Origin of the sequence: Pseudomonas sp. IzPS59 (assembly GCF_014863505.1) — a bacterium.
GTDB classification, from domain to species: domain Bacteria; phylum Pseudomonadota; class Gammaproteobacteria; order Pseudomonadales; family Pseudomonadaceae; genus Aquipseudomonas; species Aquipseudomonas kribbensis.
The window spans coordinates 3773445-3788605 of the sequence record NZ_CP062251.1 but is presented as its reverse complement, the minus strand read 5'-3'; the positions used below and the strand labels follow the sequence as shown (position 1 = coordinate 3788605).

15 protein-coding genes are annotated in these 15161 nt (G+C 62.5%); 7 read left to right on the top strand and 8 right to left on the bottom strand.

The window, feature by feature from the left end; translation table 11 throughout:
- The first annotated feature begins 272 nt into the window (after nucleotides 1–272).
- From IF189_RS16890 to IF189_RS16875, 4 genes are all read left to right on the top strand, one after another.
- Nucleotides 273–2597: an FdhF/YdeP family oxidoreductase gene (locus IF189_RS16890; RefSeq protein ID WP_192551961.1), complete on the top strand. Its 2325-nt coding sequence runs from the start codon at nucleotides 273–275 to the stop codon at nucleotides 2595–2597.
- 109 nt (nucleotides 2598–2706) lie between these two features.
- Complete coding sequence (locus tag IF189_RS16885; RefSeq protein WP_192551960.1) at nucleotides 2707–4122, top strand: cytochrome ubiquinol oxidase subunit I; 1416 nt, start codon at nucleotides 2707–2709, stop codon at nucleotides 4120–4122.
- A 17-nt stretch (nucleotides 4123–4139) separates the two neighbouring features.
- Nucleotides 4140–5156, top strand: coding sequence for a cytochrome d ubiquinol oxidase subunit II (gene cydB, locus IF189_RS16880; protein WP_192551959.1), 1017 nt, complete (start codon nucleotides 4140–4142; stop codon nucleotides 5154–5156).
- Nucleotides 5143–5295, top strand: a complete 153-nt coding sequence (locus IF189_RS16875; protein WP_074688757.1) for a DUF2474 domain-containing protein — start codon at nucleotides 5143–5145, stop codon at nucleotides 5293–5295. Before cydB ends, IF189_RS16875 begins: the two co-directional genes overlap by 14 nt.
- A gap of 83 nt (nucleotides 5296–5378) precedes the next feature.
- Here IF189_RS16875 and IF189_RS16870 read toward each other — a convergent pair whose 3' ends face one another.
- Nucleotides 5379–6230: a CAP domain-containing protein gene (locus tag IF189_RS16870; protein ID WP_192551958.1), complete on the bottom strand. Its 852-nt coding sequence runs from the start codon at nucleotides 6228–6230 to the stop codon at nucleotides 5379–5381.
- Nucleotides 6231–6431: 201 nt separating this feature from the next.
- On the opposite strand from IF189_RS16870, the gene IF189_RS16865 reads away from it, so the two are divergent.
- Complete coding sequence (locus IF189_RS16865; protein ID WP_134826344.1) at nucleotides 6432–7052, top strand: cell wall hydrolase; 621 nt, start codon at nucleotides 6432–6434, stop codon at nucleotides 7050–7052.
- Here the strand turns inward: IF189_RS16865 and IF189_RS16860 are convergent.
- On the bottom strand, nucleotides 7049–7936 hold the full coding sequence (locus IF189_RS16860) for a LysR family transcriptional regulator (RefSeq protein WP_114883793.1): 888 nt from the start codon (nucleotides 7934–7936) through the stop codon (nucleotides 7049–7051). The two genes, IF189_RS16865 and IF189_RS16860, sit on opposite strands and share 4 nt — an antisense overlap.
- Before the next feature lie 104 nt (nucleotides 7937–8040).
- Between IF189_RS16860 and IF189_RS16855 the strand changes: the two genes are divergently transcribed.
- Nucleotides 8041–9441, top strand: coding sequence for an MFS transporter (locus IF189_RS16855; RefSeq protein ID WP_192551957.1), 1401 nt, complete (start codon nucleotides 8041–8043; stop codon nucleotides 9439–9441).
- On the opposite strand, the gene IF189_RS16850 is transcribed toward IF189_RS16855, so the two are convergent.
- From IF189_RS16850 to IF189_RS16835, 4 genes are all read right to left on the bottom strand, one after another.
- Entirely contained in the window at nucleotides 9386–10801 is a 1416-nt protein-coding gene (locus tag IF189_RS16850) for a heavy metal sensor histidine kinase (protein WP_192551956.1), read from the bottom strand. The two genes, IF189_RS16855 and IF189_RS16850, sit on opposite strands and share 56 nt — an antisense overlap.
- Nucleotides 10798–11469: a heavy metal response regulator transcription factor gene (locus IF189_RS16845; protein ID WP_085711464.1), complete on the bottom strand. Its 672-nt coding sequence runs from the start codon at nucleotides 11467–11469 to the stop codon at nucleotides 10798–10800. The genes IF189_RS16850 and IF189_RS16845 overlap by 4 nt, the downstream gene beginning before the upstream one ends.
- A gap of 19 nt (nucleotides 11470–11488) precedes the next feature.
- On the bottom strand, nucleotides 11489–11740 hold the full coding sequence (locus IF189_RS16840; RefSeq protein ID WP_085711463.1) for a DUF2790 domain-containing protein: 252 nt from the start codon (nucleotides 11738–11740) through the stop codon (nucleotides 11489–11491).
- Nucleotides 11741–11907: 167 nt separating this feature from the next.
- The gene (locus tag IF189_RS16835) at nucleotides 11908–12621 is read right to left on the bottom strand and encodes a murein L,D-transpeptidase catalytic domain family protein (RefSeq protein ID WP_085711462.1); all 714 of its coding nucleotides are present in this window, start codon (nucleotides 12619–12621) and stop codon (nucleotides 11908–11910) included.
- A gap of 152 nt (nucleotides 12622–12773) precedes the next feature.
- Here IF189_RS16835 and IF189_RS16830 point away from each other — a divergent pair, with 152 nt between their 5' ends.
- Nucleotides 12774–14378: a L,D-transpeptidase family protein gene (locus tag IF189_RS16830; RefSeq protein ID WP_192551955.1), complete on the top strand. Its 1605-nt coding sequence runs from the start codon at nucleotides 12774–12776 to the stop codon at nucleotides 14376–14378.
- 3 nt (nucleotides 14379–14381) lie between these two features.
- On the opposite strand, the gene IF189_RS16825 is transcribed toward IF189_RS16830, so the two are convergent.
- Nucleotides 14382–14897 carry a DoxX family protein gene (locus tag IF189_RS16825; protein WP_134826351.1) on the bottom strand — a complete coding sequence of 172 codons (516 nt, stop codon included), beginning with the start codon at nucleotides 14895–14897 and terminating at the stop codon, nucleotides 14382–14384.
- Between the two features lie 58 nt (nucleotides 14898–14955).
- Nucleotides 14956–15159, bottom strand: coding sequence for a hypothetical protein (locus IF189_RS16820; RefSeq protein WP_134826352.1), 204 nt, complete (start codon nucleotides 15157–15159; stop codon nucleotides 14956–14958).
- Nucleotides 15160–15161 lie beyond the last annotated feature (2 nt).

The window sequence follows — 15161 nt, the reverse complement described above, 5'->3', positions numbered from 1 at the left end:
ATTAATGACCGGCCGATTGATGCTGTCGATGATCAAATAATTATTCGTTTTTTTACGCTTCTTAGTTTTGCAAGTGGCCGTATTTAAAGGGTTTGCGTCCGTGATAGATGCTTTCGATAACGCAGTCATTAATAGCGATTAGACAAGTTTTTGCAGCGGTTCATATCCTTGGCCCCGTCAAACGAAACGACCGCTTTTGAACTTGAAAGTCAGTCGTCGCTGTTTAAACCCGATCAGGTTTTTGCCTGTGTGCATCGTCATGGAGAAGTCCCATGTCACAAGTCGACCGTTACAAACCCTACAAGGGCGCCGCTGCGGGTTGGGGCGCTGTGATCAGCCTCACCAAGAATTGGCTGGGCAGTGAAAACGCCCTGAAAAACATCCGCGCCATGCTCAAGACCAACCAGAATGGCGGCTTCGACTGTCCCGGTTGCGCCTGGGGGGAAGCACCCGGCGCGAGCATGCTGAAGTTCTGCGAGAACGGCGCCAAAGCGGTGAACTGGGAAGCCACCGGCCGCCTGGTCGATCCGGCATTCTTCAACAAGTACACGGTGTCGACGCTGGCCGAGCAAAGCGATTACTGGCTCGAATATCAGGGCCGGATCACCCATCCGATGCGTTACGACGCGCGGATCGACCGTTATGTCGAAACCACCTGGGACGAGGCGTTCGCGCTGATCGCCAAGCACCTCAAAGGCCTGAAGTCCCCCCACGAGGCCGAGTTCTATACCTCGGGTCGCGCCAGCAACGAAGCGGCGTTTCTCTATCAGTTGTTCGTTCGCGCCTACGGCACCAACAACTTCCCGGACTGCTCGAACATGTGCCACGAAGCCAGCGCGGTGAGCATGGGCGAGAGCCTGGGCGTCGGCAAAGGCACCGTGGTCTATGAAGACCTGCACCACGCCGACGCGATTTTCGTCATCGGTCAGAACCCCGGCACCAACCACCCGCGCATGCTCGAACCGCTGCGCGAAGCGGTAAAACGCGGCGCGCAGGTGGTGTGCATCAACCCGCTCAAGGAGCGTGGGCTGGAGCGTTTCCAGAACCCGCAGAACCCGATCGAGATGCTCAGCAACGGCTGGGAAGCGACCAATACCGCGTACTTCCGCCCGGCACTGGGCGGCGACATGGCAATGATTCGCGGCATGGCCAAGTTCCTGCTGGAGTGGGAGCGTGAAGCCCAGGCTACCGGCGGTGAGCCGGTGTTCGATCACGCCTTCATTGCCGAGCACACGTCGGGTCTCGACAGCTATCTGGCAGAAGTCGATGCCACGAGCTGGGAGCACATCGTCGAACAGTCCGGCGTGCCGCTGCATGACATCGAGCTTGCAGCGCGCATGTATGCCCGCGCCAAGAGCGTGATCATGTGCTGGGCCATGGGCTTGACCCAGCACGTGCACTCGGTGCCGACCCTGCAGGAAGTCATCAACCTGCAATTGCTGCGCGGCAACGTTGGCCGTCCGGGCGCCGGGCTGTCGCCGGTGCGTGGCCACAGCAACGTGCAGGGCGACCGCACCATGGGCATCAACGAACTGGCGCCGAAAGCGCTGATGGATGCCCTGGAAAAACGCTTCAACTTCAAGGTGCCGCGCATGCACGGCCACAACACGGTGATGGCGATCGGTGCCATGGAGCGTGGCGAAGCCAAGGTGTTTATCGGTCTGGGCGGCAACTTCGCTCAAGCCACGCCGGACACTCCGCGCACCCACGCGGCGATGCGCAAACTCGACCTGAGCGTGCACATCTCTACCAAGCTCAACCGCAGCCATCTGGTGACCGGGCGTGACGCGCTGATCCTGCCGTGCCTGGGCCGTACCGACATCGACGTGCAGGCCGAAGGCCCGCAAGGCGTGACCGTGGAGGACACGTTCAGCATGGTGCATTTGTCGTTCGGCCAGTTGAAACCGAAGTCGGCGCACCTGAAATCCGAGCCGGCGATCATTGCCGGGATCGCTGCCGCCACGTTGGGCAAACACCCGATCGACTGGGAATGGGCAGTGGGCGATTACGGGCGCATCCGTAACCTCATTGCCGACGTGATTCCGGGTTTCGACAATTTCAACGAGAAGCTGCTGATCCCCGGTGGTTTCCACCTCGGCAACGACGCCTCCGACCGTGTCTGGAAAACCGAATCCGGCAAGGCTCAGTTCACCCCGTGCGTGCTGCCTGAGCATCTGATCAGCGAAGGCGTGCGCAACCTCCCGGTCAAACCGCATCTGATCCTGCAGACCATGCGCTCCCACGATCAGTACAACACCACGCTGTACGGCCTCGACGACCGTTATCGCGGGGTCTACGGCATGCGCGACGTGGTGTTCGCCAACGAACAGGACATTCGCCGGCTCGGTTTCGAACCGGGGCAGAAGGTCGATCTGGTGGCGCTGTGGGGCGACGAGCGCGAGCGGCGGGTCAGCGGTTTCACCCTGATCGCCTACGACATTCCGGCCGGGCAGGCTGCCGCGTACTACCCGGAAACCAATCCGCTGGTGCCGCTGGAAAGCTACGGTGATCGCACTTTCACGCCGACCTCCAAATTTGTGGCGATCCGCCTCGAAGCGGCTGAAGCGAGCAACCTGATTCCGTCGTCGGTGGCGTAACCGGCTCACGCGATCCAACCCTTTTGCATTTTGACTGGCTGCAGGCGTTCGCGCCTGGCGGTGGCCCGGCCGTGTGCTGCCGCTTTTCAGCCTTGATGAGGACATCATCATGTTCAACCTGGAGGCACTGGACCTGGCGCGAATTCAATTCGCGTTCACGGTTTCGTTCCACATCATTTTCCCGGCGATCACCATTGGTCTTGCGAGTTTCCTGGCGGTGCTCGAAGGCCTGTGGTTGAAAACCCGTAACGACACTTACCGCGATCTTTACCATTTCTGGTCGAAGATCTTCGCCGTCAACTTCGGCATGGGCGTGGTGTCGGGTCTGGTCATGGCGTACCAGTTCGGCACCAACTGGAGCGGATTTTCCGACTTCGCCGGCAGCATCACCGGGCCGTTACTGACCTATGAAGTGCTGACCGCGTTCTTCCTTGAGGCGGGGTTCCTCGGGGTGATGCTGTTTGGCTGGAACCGCGTGGGCCGTGGCTTGCACTTCTTTGCCACGGTGATGGTTGCCATCGGTACGCTGATTTCGACCTTCTGGATTCTCGCCTCCAACAGCTGGATGCAGACCCCGCAGGGTTTCGACATTGTCGACGGCCGGGTGATGCCGCTGGACTGGCTGGCGATCGTGTTTAACCCGTCGTTCCCGTTCCGTCTGGCGCACATGGCGATTGCCGCATTTGTTGCCACGGCGTTCTTCGTCGGCGCTTCGGCAGCCTGGCATTTGCTGCGCGGCAACGACACCCAACCAGTGCGCAAGATGTTTTCCATGGCGCTGTGGATGGCGCTGATCGTCGCGCCGATTCAAGCAGTGGTCGGTGACGCCCATGGCTTGAACACCCTGGAACACCAACCGGCAAAAATCGCCGCCATCGAAGGTCACTGGGAAAACGCCGACAACGGGCCGACCCCGCTGGTGCTGTTCGGCATCCCGGACATGCAGGCGGAAAAGACCAAATACGCCATTGAGATTCCGTACCTCGGCAGCCTGATCCTCACCCACAGCCTCGACAAGCAGATACCGGCGCTCAAGAGCTTCCCGAAAGAAGACCGGCCTAACTCGACCGTGATTTTCTGGAGCTTCCGCGTAATGGCCGGTCTTGGCATGTTGATGATCCTCGTCGGTGTGCTGGGCCTCGCATTGCGGCGCAACGGCAAGGTCTACCGTCATCGCGGCTTCCAGCGTCTGGTGTTGCTGATGGGGCCGAGCGGTCTGATCGCGCTGCTGGCGGGTTGGATCACCACCGAAGTCGGGCGTCAGCCGTGGGTGGTGTATGGCCTGATGCGTACCCACGACGCCGCGTCCCATCACTCGGTGGCGCAGATGAGCACTTCGCTGGCGCTGTTCGTCGTCATCTACTGCTCGGTGTTCACCGTGGGCATCGGCTACATGATGAAACTGGTGAGCAAGGGCCCGCAGCCGCACCACGAACACCCGCCCGAAGGCACCTCGTTGCAGACCCCGCGCCGGCCACTCTCGGCGGTTACCGACAACCTCGAATCCGCGACCCGGGTCCACTGATAAAGGAGCATTGAGTCATGGGTATTCAAGGTATCGATCTCTCGTTGATCTGGGGCGTGATCATTGCCTTCGGGGTGATGATGTACGTGATCATGGACGGCTTCGATCTGGGCCTCGGGATCCTGTTTCCGCTGATCAGCGACGAGCAGGAACGCGACGTGATGATGAACACCGTCGCACCGGTGTGGGACGGCAACGAAACCTGGCTGGTGCTAGGCGGCGCGGCGTTGTACGGCGCGTTCCCGCTGGCTTACGGGGTGATTCTGGAGGCGTTGTATCTGCCGCTGATCTTCATGCTCGCGGGGCTGATTTTCCGTGGTGTGGCGTTCGAGTTTCGCTTCAAGGCGCCGCCTGAAAAACGTCATCTGTGGGACTGGGCGTTCATCGGCGGCTCGCTGTTGGCGACGTTCTCCCAGGGCGTGGTGATCGGCGCGTATGTGGCCGGGATTCCGGTGGTGGATCGGCAGTTTGCCGGTGGCGGTCTCGACTGGCTGGCACCGTTCCCGCTGGTCTGCGGCGTCGGTCTGGTGGTCGCTTATGCCTTGCTGGGCAGCACCTGGCTGCTGGTGAAAACCGAAGGCATGCTCGAGTCGCGGATGCGTCACTACAGCCGTCCGCTGGCGTGGCTGCTGCTGGCGATGGTGGTGGTGATCGGCGCGTGGACGTTGCAATTGCATCCGGAACTGGCCACTCGCTGGTTCAACCATGCGCACCTGACCGTGTTCGCCGGGTTGGTGGTGCTGGCGGCACTGGCGCTGTTCGGATTGTTGCGCTCGTTGCGTCAGCGGCACACCCACTGGCCGTTCGTGTTCACCCTGGTGCTGATGTTCCTCGGCTACATCGGACTGGCGCTGAGCATCTGGCCGAACATCATCCCGCCGTCGGTCAGCCTGTGGGCGGCGGCATCTCCGGCCACCAGCCAGTTGTTCGCCCTGATCGGCGCGCTGTTCATCCTGCCGGTGATCCTGATGTACACCTTCTGGAACTACTACGTGTTCCGCGGCAAAGTGAGGATCGGCGATGGCTACCATTGAGATGCGTGAAGTGAAGAGCCGCTGGTACAAACGTCTGGGCTGGCTGCTGCTGATCTGGTCCGGCAGCGTGGTGTCGCTGGCAGTGGTGGCGAGTCTGCTGAAACTGGCGATGTATGCGGCGGGGATGAGGACCCACTGACCCATAAAAAAACCGGAGCCTGGCTCCGGTTTTTTATTGCCTGCATTTTGCATCCTCCCCTGGAGGGGAGGATGCGCTGAGGTTTATTCCCCGCCAAACATCGCAGTCCAGTAAATGCCGGCGCTGCTCTTCGGATCGACTGCGTAAGCGGCACCGAGCTCGCGGTACTGCGGGTTCATCAGGTTGGCGCAATGACCGGGGCTGGCGAGCCAGCCGGCGACGACTTTCTGCACCGTGTCCTGCCCGGCGGCGATGTTCTCGCCGACCTGCTGGCCGCTGTAACCGGCCAGTTCGGCGCGGTCGCCGGGAGTACCGCCGTTGCGGTCCTTGTGGTCGAAATAGTTGTTGTTGGCCATCTCGCGGCTGTGATCCTGAGCGACACCTCCGAGCACTGCGTTCCACGCCAGTGGTGCCGCCGCGGAGAACGACTGGCCGCCGCACTGGCGCGGCTGGCTGCGGGCGGCGTTGAGTTGCGTCAGCAGTTTCTGGCCTTCGGCTTGTCCGTCACCCAGGCGTGCCGACAGCAGCGGTCGCGCCAGGGTGATGCGCCAGTCACGGTCGGCACGGCTGACGCCGATATCGACGAACTGCGGATCCAGCACTACCTGGCAGAAACTCTCCTGAATCGCTTTCATTGCCGACGCCGCGTCGCGAGGGCCGTTGAGGGTGATCGCCTGCACGTTGACCATCGGGTAGCTGGCGCTGGCCATGGCCTGTTGCAGATCGACGACACCACTGGCCGGCAGATGCAGGCGCGGGTCGGCCGACAGCGGCGGCAATTCACTGGATGCCTGGGTACCGCAACGCTGCGGCTGGCTGCGGTAGCTGTTGATCGACTCGATCAATTGCGACTCGTCACTGGCCATGGCCGAAGCGGCCAGCGCCAGGCCCGTGGACAACGCGGCGAATCGCAGAACGGATGGCATGAAGCGCATGGAAATCTCCCTTGGGCTGAGTGCGCCCATGATGCGCGAAACGCCCCGGGGTCGTGCAATGTCTTTTTTCTTCATGGTGTGGTTTTCAGCACGGAACGTTGCGCCGGATTCTGCCGTCTACACTCTGCGAAGTCCCCGGAAACCGGGCGTCTCAGCCACGTAACACTTTGCCCGCAACGGGCGCTGCCGGAAGAATCGATCATGAAATTGCACGGGCTGATCTGTTGTCTTGTGTTGACCCTGCTGAGCAGCGCGGTGCTGGCTACCGATCAGGCACCGATCAAGGAAAAGGCCGAGGCGAAAGCCGAGGTCCTGGAAGAGAAAGCGGCCGACAAGCCCAACGCGCCCCCGGCGCCGAAATCCGAAGCCATCACCCCCAAAGAGGTACAAGCCGTCGACCCGGCCGGCACAGCGCCGCTGGACGACCCGATCACCTGCCTGGCACGCAGCATCTATTGGGAGGCCAAAGGCAAGGACACGGCGGAAATGGAGGCCGTGGCCAACGTTGTGATGAATCGCCTCGGCCATGACGGCTTCCCCGGCACCGTGTGCGAAGTGGTCAAGCAAGGCTCGGAAACCAAGAGTTGCCAGTTCTCCTGGTGGTGCGACGGCAAGTCGGATCAGGTCAAGGAAGACGCCGAATATGCGCTGGCCAAGGATATTGCCGGCAAGGCGCTGAACCGTCAGCTCCCCGATCGTACCCACGGCGCTTTGTACTTCCACGACCACAACGTCGACCCGAGCTGGGCGAAGAAGTACACCAAGACCGCCGAGACCGGGAAATTCCTGTTCTACAAACCCAAGGATGGCGAGGCGCGCTAGGCGCAGACTTCCCGCACGCAGTTGCGCAACCAGCGATGTGCCGGGTCGGCGTCCATGCGCGGATGCCAGAGCATCGACACGCTGATGTCCGGCATGCGCAACGGCAGGGCGAAACTGAACAGGCCTGTTCGCAGTTTGCTGGTGTGACGTTCCGGGACGGTGGCGATCAGGTCGGATTCTCGGACCAGTGTCAGCGCCGCGGAAAACCCGCCGAACGAAGTGACGATGTCCCGCGTCAGGCCGAAGGCGAGCAGCGCTTCGTCCACCGGGCCGCTGCTTCGCCCGCGCCGTGACACCAGAATGTGCTGGCCCGAAGCGAAGCGTTTGGCGCTGACTTTGCCGCTGCTCAGCGGGTGCCCCTCACGCACCACACCGATCCACTGATCGCGGAACAGGATGCGGCTGTGCAGCGTCGGGTCGGTGCTGTCGTCGACCACGCCGGTTTCCAGATCCACCCGGCCTTCGCGCAACAGCGTGCTGTCCTTGTCGGCCTTTTGCACAAAACGCAGGCGCACGTCGGGCGCCTCTTCGGCGATGCGGGCGAGCAGGGCGGCGGCAAAGGTTTCGACAAACCCGTCGGTGTTGCGCAGGGTGAAAGTGCGGCGCAACTGGCCGGGATCGAGCACTTCTGCCGGGCGCAAAACCGCTTCGGCTTCCTGCACCAGATAGCTGACCCGGTCGCGCAACTCCAGCGCACGCGGGGTTGGCACCAGCCCGCGACCGGCGCGTACCAGCAGCGGATCCCCGGTGGTTTCGCGCAGGCGGGCCAGCGCCCGGCTCATGGCGGACGGACTCAGACCCAGGCGCGTGGCGGCCCGGGCCACGCTGCCTTCACTCAGCAGCACGTCGAGGGTGATCAACAGGTTCAGGTCCGGTGCATTCATGACATGGCGTTCCATGCAGGTATCAAGTGCAAAGCATGCGTCTTGCGCCTTGTATTGTCGAGGCTCAGGCTATGCCCCATGACTTCTGCCCTGTGAGCCCCCCAATGCACCGAGAACCCCTGAGCCCTTCAGCCCGCTGGGCGCTGACCAGTCTGGCGCTGTCGATGTTGATGCCGTCGCTGGACACCAGCATCGCCAACGCCGGGCTACCCACCCTGGCTGCGGCGTTTGATGCGACGTTTCAACAAGTGCAGTGGATCGTGCTGGCCTATCTGTTGGCGGTGACCACCTTGATTGTCAGCGTCGGGCGATTGGGTGACGGCTTCGGGCGGCGTCGCTTGCTGTTGGTCGGCATCGGCATCTTTACCGCCGCGTCCCTTGCATGCGCACTGGCGCCGAGCCTGGCCTGGCTGATCGGCGCGCGTGCGGTGCAAGGCGTGGGTGCGGCGATCATGTTCGCGTTGACCGTGGCGCTGGTAGCCGATGCGGTGCCCAAAGCCCGGGCCGGTAGCGCGATGGGGTTGCTGGCCACGATGTCGGCCACCGGCACCACCCTCGGGCCGTCGCTCGGTGGGCTGTTGATGGCGCATGTCGGCTGGCAGTCGATCTTTGTGATCAACGTGCCGTTGGGCTTGCTCAACGCATGGCTGGTGTATCGCTATCTGCCCAAGGACCGAATCGTACGCAAACCAATAGTGTTCGATTATCCCGGCACCGCGGTGCTGATGCTGACGCTGGCGGCCTATGCACTGGCGATGACGGTTGAGGGATTCACCCGGTCGCTGTTGCTGATCAGTCTGTTGGGTGTGGGGTTGTTCATCCTGATCGAGAAGAAGAGCAGGGCGCCGCTGATTCATTTGTCATTGTTCACCGACACGCGAATCAGCAGCAGTCTGGCGCTGACCTTGCTGGTGACCACGGTCATGATGACCACGCTGGTGGTCGGGCCGTTTTATCTGAGCCGAGGCTTGGGGCTCAGCAGCACTCAGGTCGGACTGGTGTTGTCGGTCGGGCCGTTGCTGGCGGCGTTCAGTGGCGTGCCGGCCGGGCGTCTGGTGGATCGTTTCGGGGCGCGGCGAATGGTGCCGGGTGCGTTGCTCGGGCTGGCCTGCGGTTGTGGTTTGCTGGCGCTGTTGCCGGTGAGTCTCGGACTGCTTGCCTATGTGTTGCCGATAACGGTGGTGGCCTTGAGTTATGCGCTGTTCCAGGCGGCCAACAATACCGGACTGATGGCGGGTGTCGGGCCGGATCAACGCGGGGTGGTCTCGGCCATGCTCGGGTTGTCACGCAATCTGGGGTTGATCACCGGGGCAGCGGCCATGGGTGCGGTGTTTGCCCTGGCCACGGACGATCCGACCCGGGCGACGGCGGCGGTCATCGCGAGCGGTTTGCACATGACCTTCGGCGTTGCTGCGGCATTGATGCTTGCGGCGCTCGGGCTCGGCGCCTTCACACACCTGCGTCTCGCGTCTCCCGCGCCGGAAAGAACAGTTCAAAGCAGGTGATGCCATCGGCGCTGCTGACGCTGTAGCGGCCCTGATGCAATTGCATGATGGTCGCCACGATCGACAGGCCCAGACCGTTGGACTGGGCCGAACGCTCGCGGGACGGGTCGGCGCGGTAGAAACGTTCGAACAGCCGCGACAGATGCTCGGGGGGAATCGTCGCCCCGTGATTGCGCACCCGCAGGTAGCTTCCGTCCGGTTCGGCGATGGCTTCAACCTGCAACGTCGAATCGGCCGCGCCGTACTTGATCGCATTGGCGCACAGATTGGCCAGGGCCCGGCGCAACAGCATCGGCTCCGCCCAGATCACGCCGCTGCCACGGGCCTCGATGGTGACGCCGACATCCGCCGCCAGTCCTTCGAAGTAATCGGCGATGCGCTGCATTTCATCGCAGGCGTCCAGCTCCTGCCGCTGGCTCAAGGCACTGGCCGGGTCGGTACGGGCGAGAAACAGCATGTTGTCGAGCATCCGCGTCAGCCGTTCGAGTTCTTCGACGTTGGAGGCGAGCAACTGCTGATAGGCCTCGACGCTGCGGGTCTGTTGCAGGGCGACCTGGGTTTCGCCGAGCAGGTTGTTGATCGGTGTGCGCAGTTCGTGGGCCATGTCGGTGGAGACCTGGCTCAGTTGGGTGACACCTCGGTCGAGCCGGTCCAGCATCGCGTTGAAGGCTTCGATCATCGGCTGCAATTCCCGGGGTGTGCCGTGGCGGTCGAGGCGTTCACCGAGGTTGGCGATGCCGATCCCGTGGGCATGCCGGGCAAGCCGCCGCAACGGCAGCAGGCCGCGATACACCAGCAGGCAGCCGACCAGCGCCAGGACAATCGCCGCCAGTGACGCCAGGCCATACACGCTGAGCCGGTAACTGGCGAGCATCGCCGTGCGTTCGCTCATCACCTTGCCGATGAGTACTTGCAGATTACCCTGATCGCCGGAGTCGATACTGGCCGCCACCGCCGAGAACGGCACGCCATTGATGCTCGGCAGATGTTGCACATCGTTGAGGGCCATCACATGGTTGATCGGCACGGCGGGTACGGTCGGCAAGGTCAGGTTACTGGGATTGACCACGAACAAGGGAGGCTGGCCCGGCGCGCCGATGGTCAACAGCGCTTCGCGGTTGCCGAGCATGTTCTGGAACAGCGCCGGTTTGTTCTGGATCAGCTCCAGGGTGTTGCTGTCGTTGAGGATGGTGCGCAACTGATCGATGCGGCTGACCAGCTGAATGTCATCGCGGCGGGTCAGTTGTTCATCCAGCGCGTTGTACAGCGCCGCGCCGAGGCCCGCCAGGGACGCGAAGGCGAGCACCGCGAACACCAGCGCCAGGCGCAGCGTCAGGGAATACGAACCGGCGACTTTCATGGCTGGGTATCGAAGCGATAGCCGATGCCGCGCACGCTGTGGATCAGCTTGAGCGGGAACGGATCGTCGATCTTCGCCCGCAGGCGGCGCACGGCGACATCGACCACATTGGTGTCGCTGTCGAAATTCATGTCCCACACCCGGGACGCGATCAGCGAGCGCGACAGCACTTGCCCTTCGTGGGTGGCGAACAGTTGCAGCAGCGCGAACTCCTTGTTGGTCAGGGTGATCCGGCTGCCGGCGCGGGTGACCCGGCGCTTGAGCACGTCGATCTGCAAGTCGGCCACCTGCAACTGTTCTTCTTCATGAATCGGCCCGCGCCGGGTCAGGGTGCGCAGGCGCGCCACCAGTTCGGCGAAGGAAAACGGTTTGATCAGGTAGTCGTCGGCGCCCAGCTCCAGGCCTTTGACCCGGTCGGCGATGTCGTCCCGGGCGGTGAGGAACAGCACCGGCGTGTCGGCTTCCTTGCGCAGCCGGCGCAGGACTTCCCAGCCATCCATTTTCGGCATCATCACGTCCAGCACGATCACGTCGAAGTCGTGTTCCAGCGCCAGGTGCAGACCGTCGGCGCCGTCCCGGGCCAGGCTCACGTTGTAGCCCAGTTCCTGCAAGCCGTTGAGCAGGTAATTGCCGGCCTTGGGTTCGTCTTCGACGACAAGGATATTCATGGGCACTGCGCCTCACTGGTCAGTTGGTGCAACCGCTGCCTTGCACTTGATAGTCCAGCACATGTTCGCGGCCCTGGTGGTCGAGGTAGTTGAGTCGTGCGGGAATGACGCCGCAGGCCTGGGAAATATCGGTGCTGGAGAGGACTTTGTCGACATCCAGGTGCACGTAGAAACCGTTGGTGTCGTGAATGACCGTGTTGTCCGGCATTTCGGCAGCGAACACGGTACCGGTGGCGAGGAGGGCGGTGAAGGCCAGGATCAGGGTTTTCATGATGAGTCACTCGTGTCGGTGAAGTGGATCGGCAGGTGTGCCGGAACAACTTCAGGCTACCGGGCGATCCGCTCGGCAAACCGACAACTCAATGACAAAGTTGTAATGAAACCCTGAAAACTAAAATCCCCTGTAAGAACAGGGGATTGATTAGAAAGCGGCTGTTTTCAACTGCCGTGGGTACTGAGAATGCTCGCAATCTGCTGCGGCTGGCAGTTGAGGTACGGCGAGGACTTAAGCCAGTGCTGGTCCGGGTACCAGGAAAACATGTACTGGCCGTCCTTCAGGCTGTCGATCACCCGTCTGGCGACCTGCGGACGCACCGCCGGGCAACCCTGACTGCGGCCCAGCCGGCCCGTACGTTTGCTCCAGAACAGATTCACGTAGTCGGCGGCGTGGATCACGATGGCGCGGTCCCGGGCCATGTCGTTGACGCCCGGCTCCAGGCCGTCCATGCGCAGCGAATAACCGTGGGTGCCTTCGTAACTTTCCTGGGTGCGGAACAGTCCGAGGCTGGACTGGAAGCTGCCTTCACGGTTAGAGAACCGGGTGGCGAAGTTGTCCCCGGATTTCGAGCCGTGGGCGACCAGGTCGCGCAGGATGAGTTTTTTCTGCGTCAGGTCGAAGATCCACAGGCGTCGCTCGGTGGACGGTTGCGAATAATCGATGATCGCCAGGTGACGGGACTGCTTCGCGCCGTTGTTGATCGCGCATTGCATGGCGTTCAGGGCACCTTTCAGCGCCTGGGGATTGAGTTCCGGAGCGGCGTGGGCGAGGCTGTTGTAGAGAACCGGCGAAGCGGTGCCGGCGGCAAAAACCTGACTGGTCCCCAGCCCCAGGGCAGCGGCAGTCAGCAGAAGTCGGCGCAAAAACGTCAACATTTAAAGTGAATCCTCACTGGCTACATGGTTGGCACTTTGGCTCCTGACGTCCAGTCGTCCCCGGCAGGCCCGCGAATCGGACCTGACTGTATCACCGCACCTGATGTAAGGTTGGCCGTCAATCATGACGGCCATGGATTGGAGTAAAGCAGTTGTTCAAAAAGTACGCATGCTACTTGAGCATTTGTCTGCTCGCTGCGCCGTTTGTCGTTTGTGCCGAAGAGCCGGTGCAGGCACTGCCGACACTGCCCGCGGAAGTGCCCGTGGAGCCGCAAAGTCCGTTGCAGGCCGTGATGATCGGACTGCCGCAGGCTTGCCCGGCAATTGCCTCCCGTCTCAGTGGCCCGGCCCTGGAACAGTTGCAGGCCTTCTACCGGCAGCAGGACTGGATGCCGGTGTGGGCAGCGGCCGGGCAATTGCCGGCCTTGCATGCGCAATTGCAGTTGCTGGCCGACGATGGCCTCAATCCGAAACGCTATCCGGTCGCCGACACGGCTCCGCAGGATGGCGAACTGTGTGCCGACATCGACATCAGCCGCAATTACCTGCAGGCCCTGCAAGACCTGCATTACGGTCGTCTGCTGCAATCGCATTTCGAACCGTTGTGGCATTCCGACGACACGCCCCGCGACCGTCAGGCGGAGTTGCTCGCCATCGCCGTGCCGGGCATGCATGACGTTGCCGCCGCCTTCGATCTGGCCCGCCCGCGCCTGGCGCAATACCAGAATCTGCGCCATCTCTACGCCGCACAACGCCTGCAGGCCTTGCCGCACTGGCAGTCGGTGGGCAACGGGCCGTTGCTGCGCCCGGACATGGAAGACAAACGCGTGCCGGAGCTGGCGCGGCGGCTGTACAGCGAAGGTTATCTGAGCAGCGTGGTCGGGACGCCGGACAACGCTTATCACGGTGTTTTGGTCGAAGCCGTGAAAAGCTTCCAGGCCAACCATTCGTTGCAGGCCGACGGTGTGGTCGGGCCGGGAACGATTGCCGAGATGAACATCAGCCCACTGACCCGTCGCGAACAACTGCGGGTTAACCTTGAACGGTTCCGCTGGCTGGCCCAGGACATGGAGCCCGATGGTTTGCTGGTCAACGTCGCCGCTGCGGAACTGACCCTGTATCAGGGCGGAGAGCCGGTTTGGCAGACACGTACTCAGGTCGGTCGCGCCGAGCGCCAGACGCCGTTGCTCAAATCCCGGGTCACGCGCCTGACGCTGAACCCGACCTGGACCGTGCCGCCGACCATCTGGAAAGAAGACAAGCTGCCGGAAATCCGCAAGGACCAGACCTTCCTCAGTCGCCAGAACCTGCAAGTGCTCGACGCCAACGGCCAGCCGCTGGCCGCCGCCGACATCGACTGGGACAACCCCGGCAACATCCTTCTGCGCCAGGACGCCGGGCCGCGCAATCCGCTGGGGCAGATGGTCATCCGCTTCCCCAACCCGTTCTCGGTGTATCTGCACGACACACCGAGCAAGGCGCTGTTCGACAAGGGGCCACGGGCGTTCAGTTCCGGTTGTGTACGGGTCGAGCATCCGATGAAGCTGCGCGACTTCCTGCTCAGTCCGGCGGAACGAGCGCGCACCGACACCTTGCTCGCCACCGGCACCACCCATGAGTTTCGCCTGAGCAACCCGGTGCCGATCCTCATGACGTACTGGACGGCACAGGTCGACGGGCAGGGCCGCGTGCTCTACGCGCCGGACATCTACAGCCGTGACAGCGCGTTGCTCGCGGGCCTTGATCGGGCCCATTGATCCTCAACGGCTGGCGCGTTTCCAGAAAAACCGCGCCAGCCACGCATCCACGCTCAACTTGCCGGCCCCCGCGAACACCAGCGGCACCAGCGCAGCCAGGTAAATCGCCGGCAGCTTGAAGTTGCCGAAGCCTTTATTGGTGATCGCATAACCTTGGGCCAGCTCACTCAGCGACGACCAGTCTGCCGGCCAGTGCACGGCGGCGGTGGCGACCACCGTCACCACGATCAGCGAAATCGCCGAAATCCGCGTGCCGAGTCCGATCAGGATCGCCAGTGCGCAGATCAGCTCAGCCCACATCGACAACTCCCAGTTCAACGTCGCCGGCAAGCGATCGAAGGGAAACGGGAAGCGGTCCTGAATGTCTTCGAACCAGTTCTGGCCGTTGAATTTCTCCAGGCCCGATTCGAAAAACTCCCAGGCGATGAACAGGCGCAGGGTCAGCGGTGCCAGCCACTGGCCGGCGCGGTCGAGGTTCAGGTACAGGCCTTTGACGGCCGTCGATAGAGCAGTGGTCATGGTGCGACTCCATTCAATTCAGTGGAAAACGGGGCACCGGCGTGCCCCGTGCAGAGGGTTATTCGCCAGCGCCGCACTTGCCTTCGCCGCATTTGCCTTCCGAGGTTTTTTCCGGGTTGTCGGCCTGGGCCTGAGTCTGGCTGTAGCCGTGATCCAGTTGCTTGACGCTGAACGCCTCGGAAGCCGATGCAGCGTTGGACAGGGCCAGGCCACCGGCCAGCAGCAGGCCGAGGGTCAGGGAGGTTTTCGAGAGCTTGGTCATGG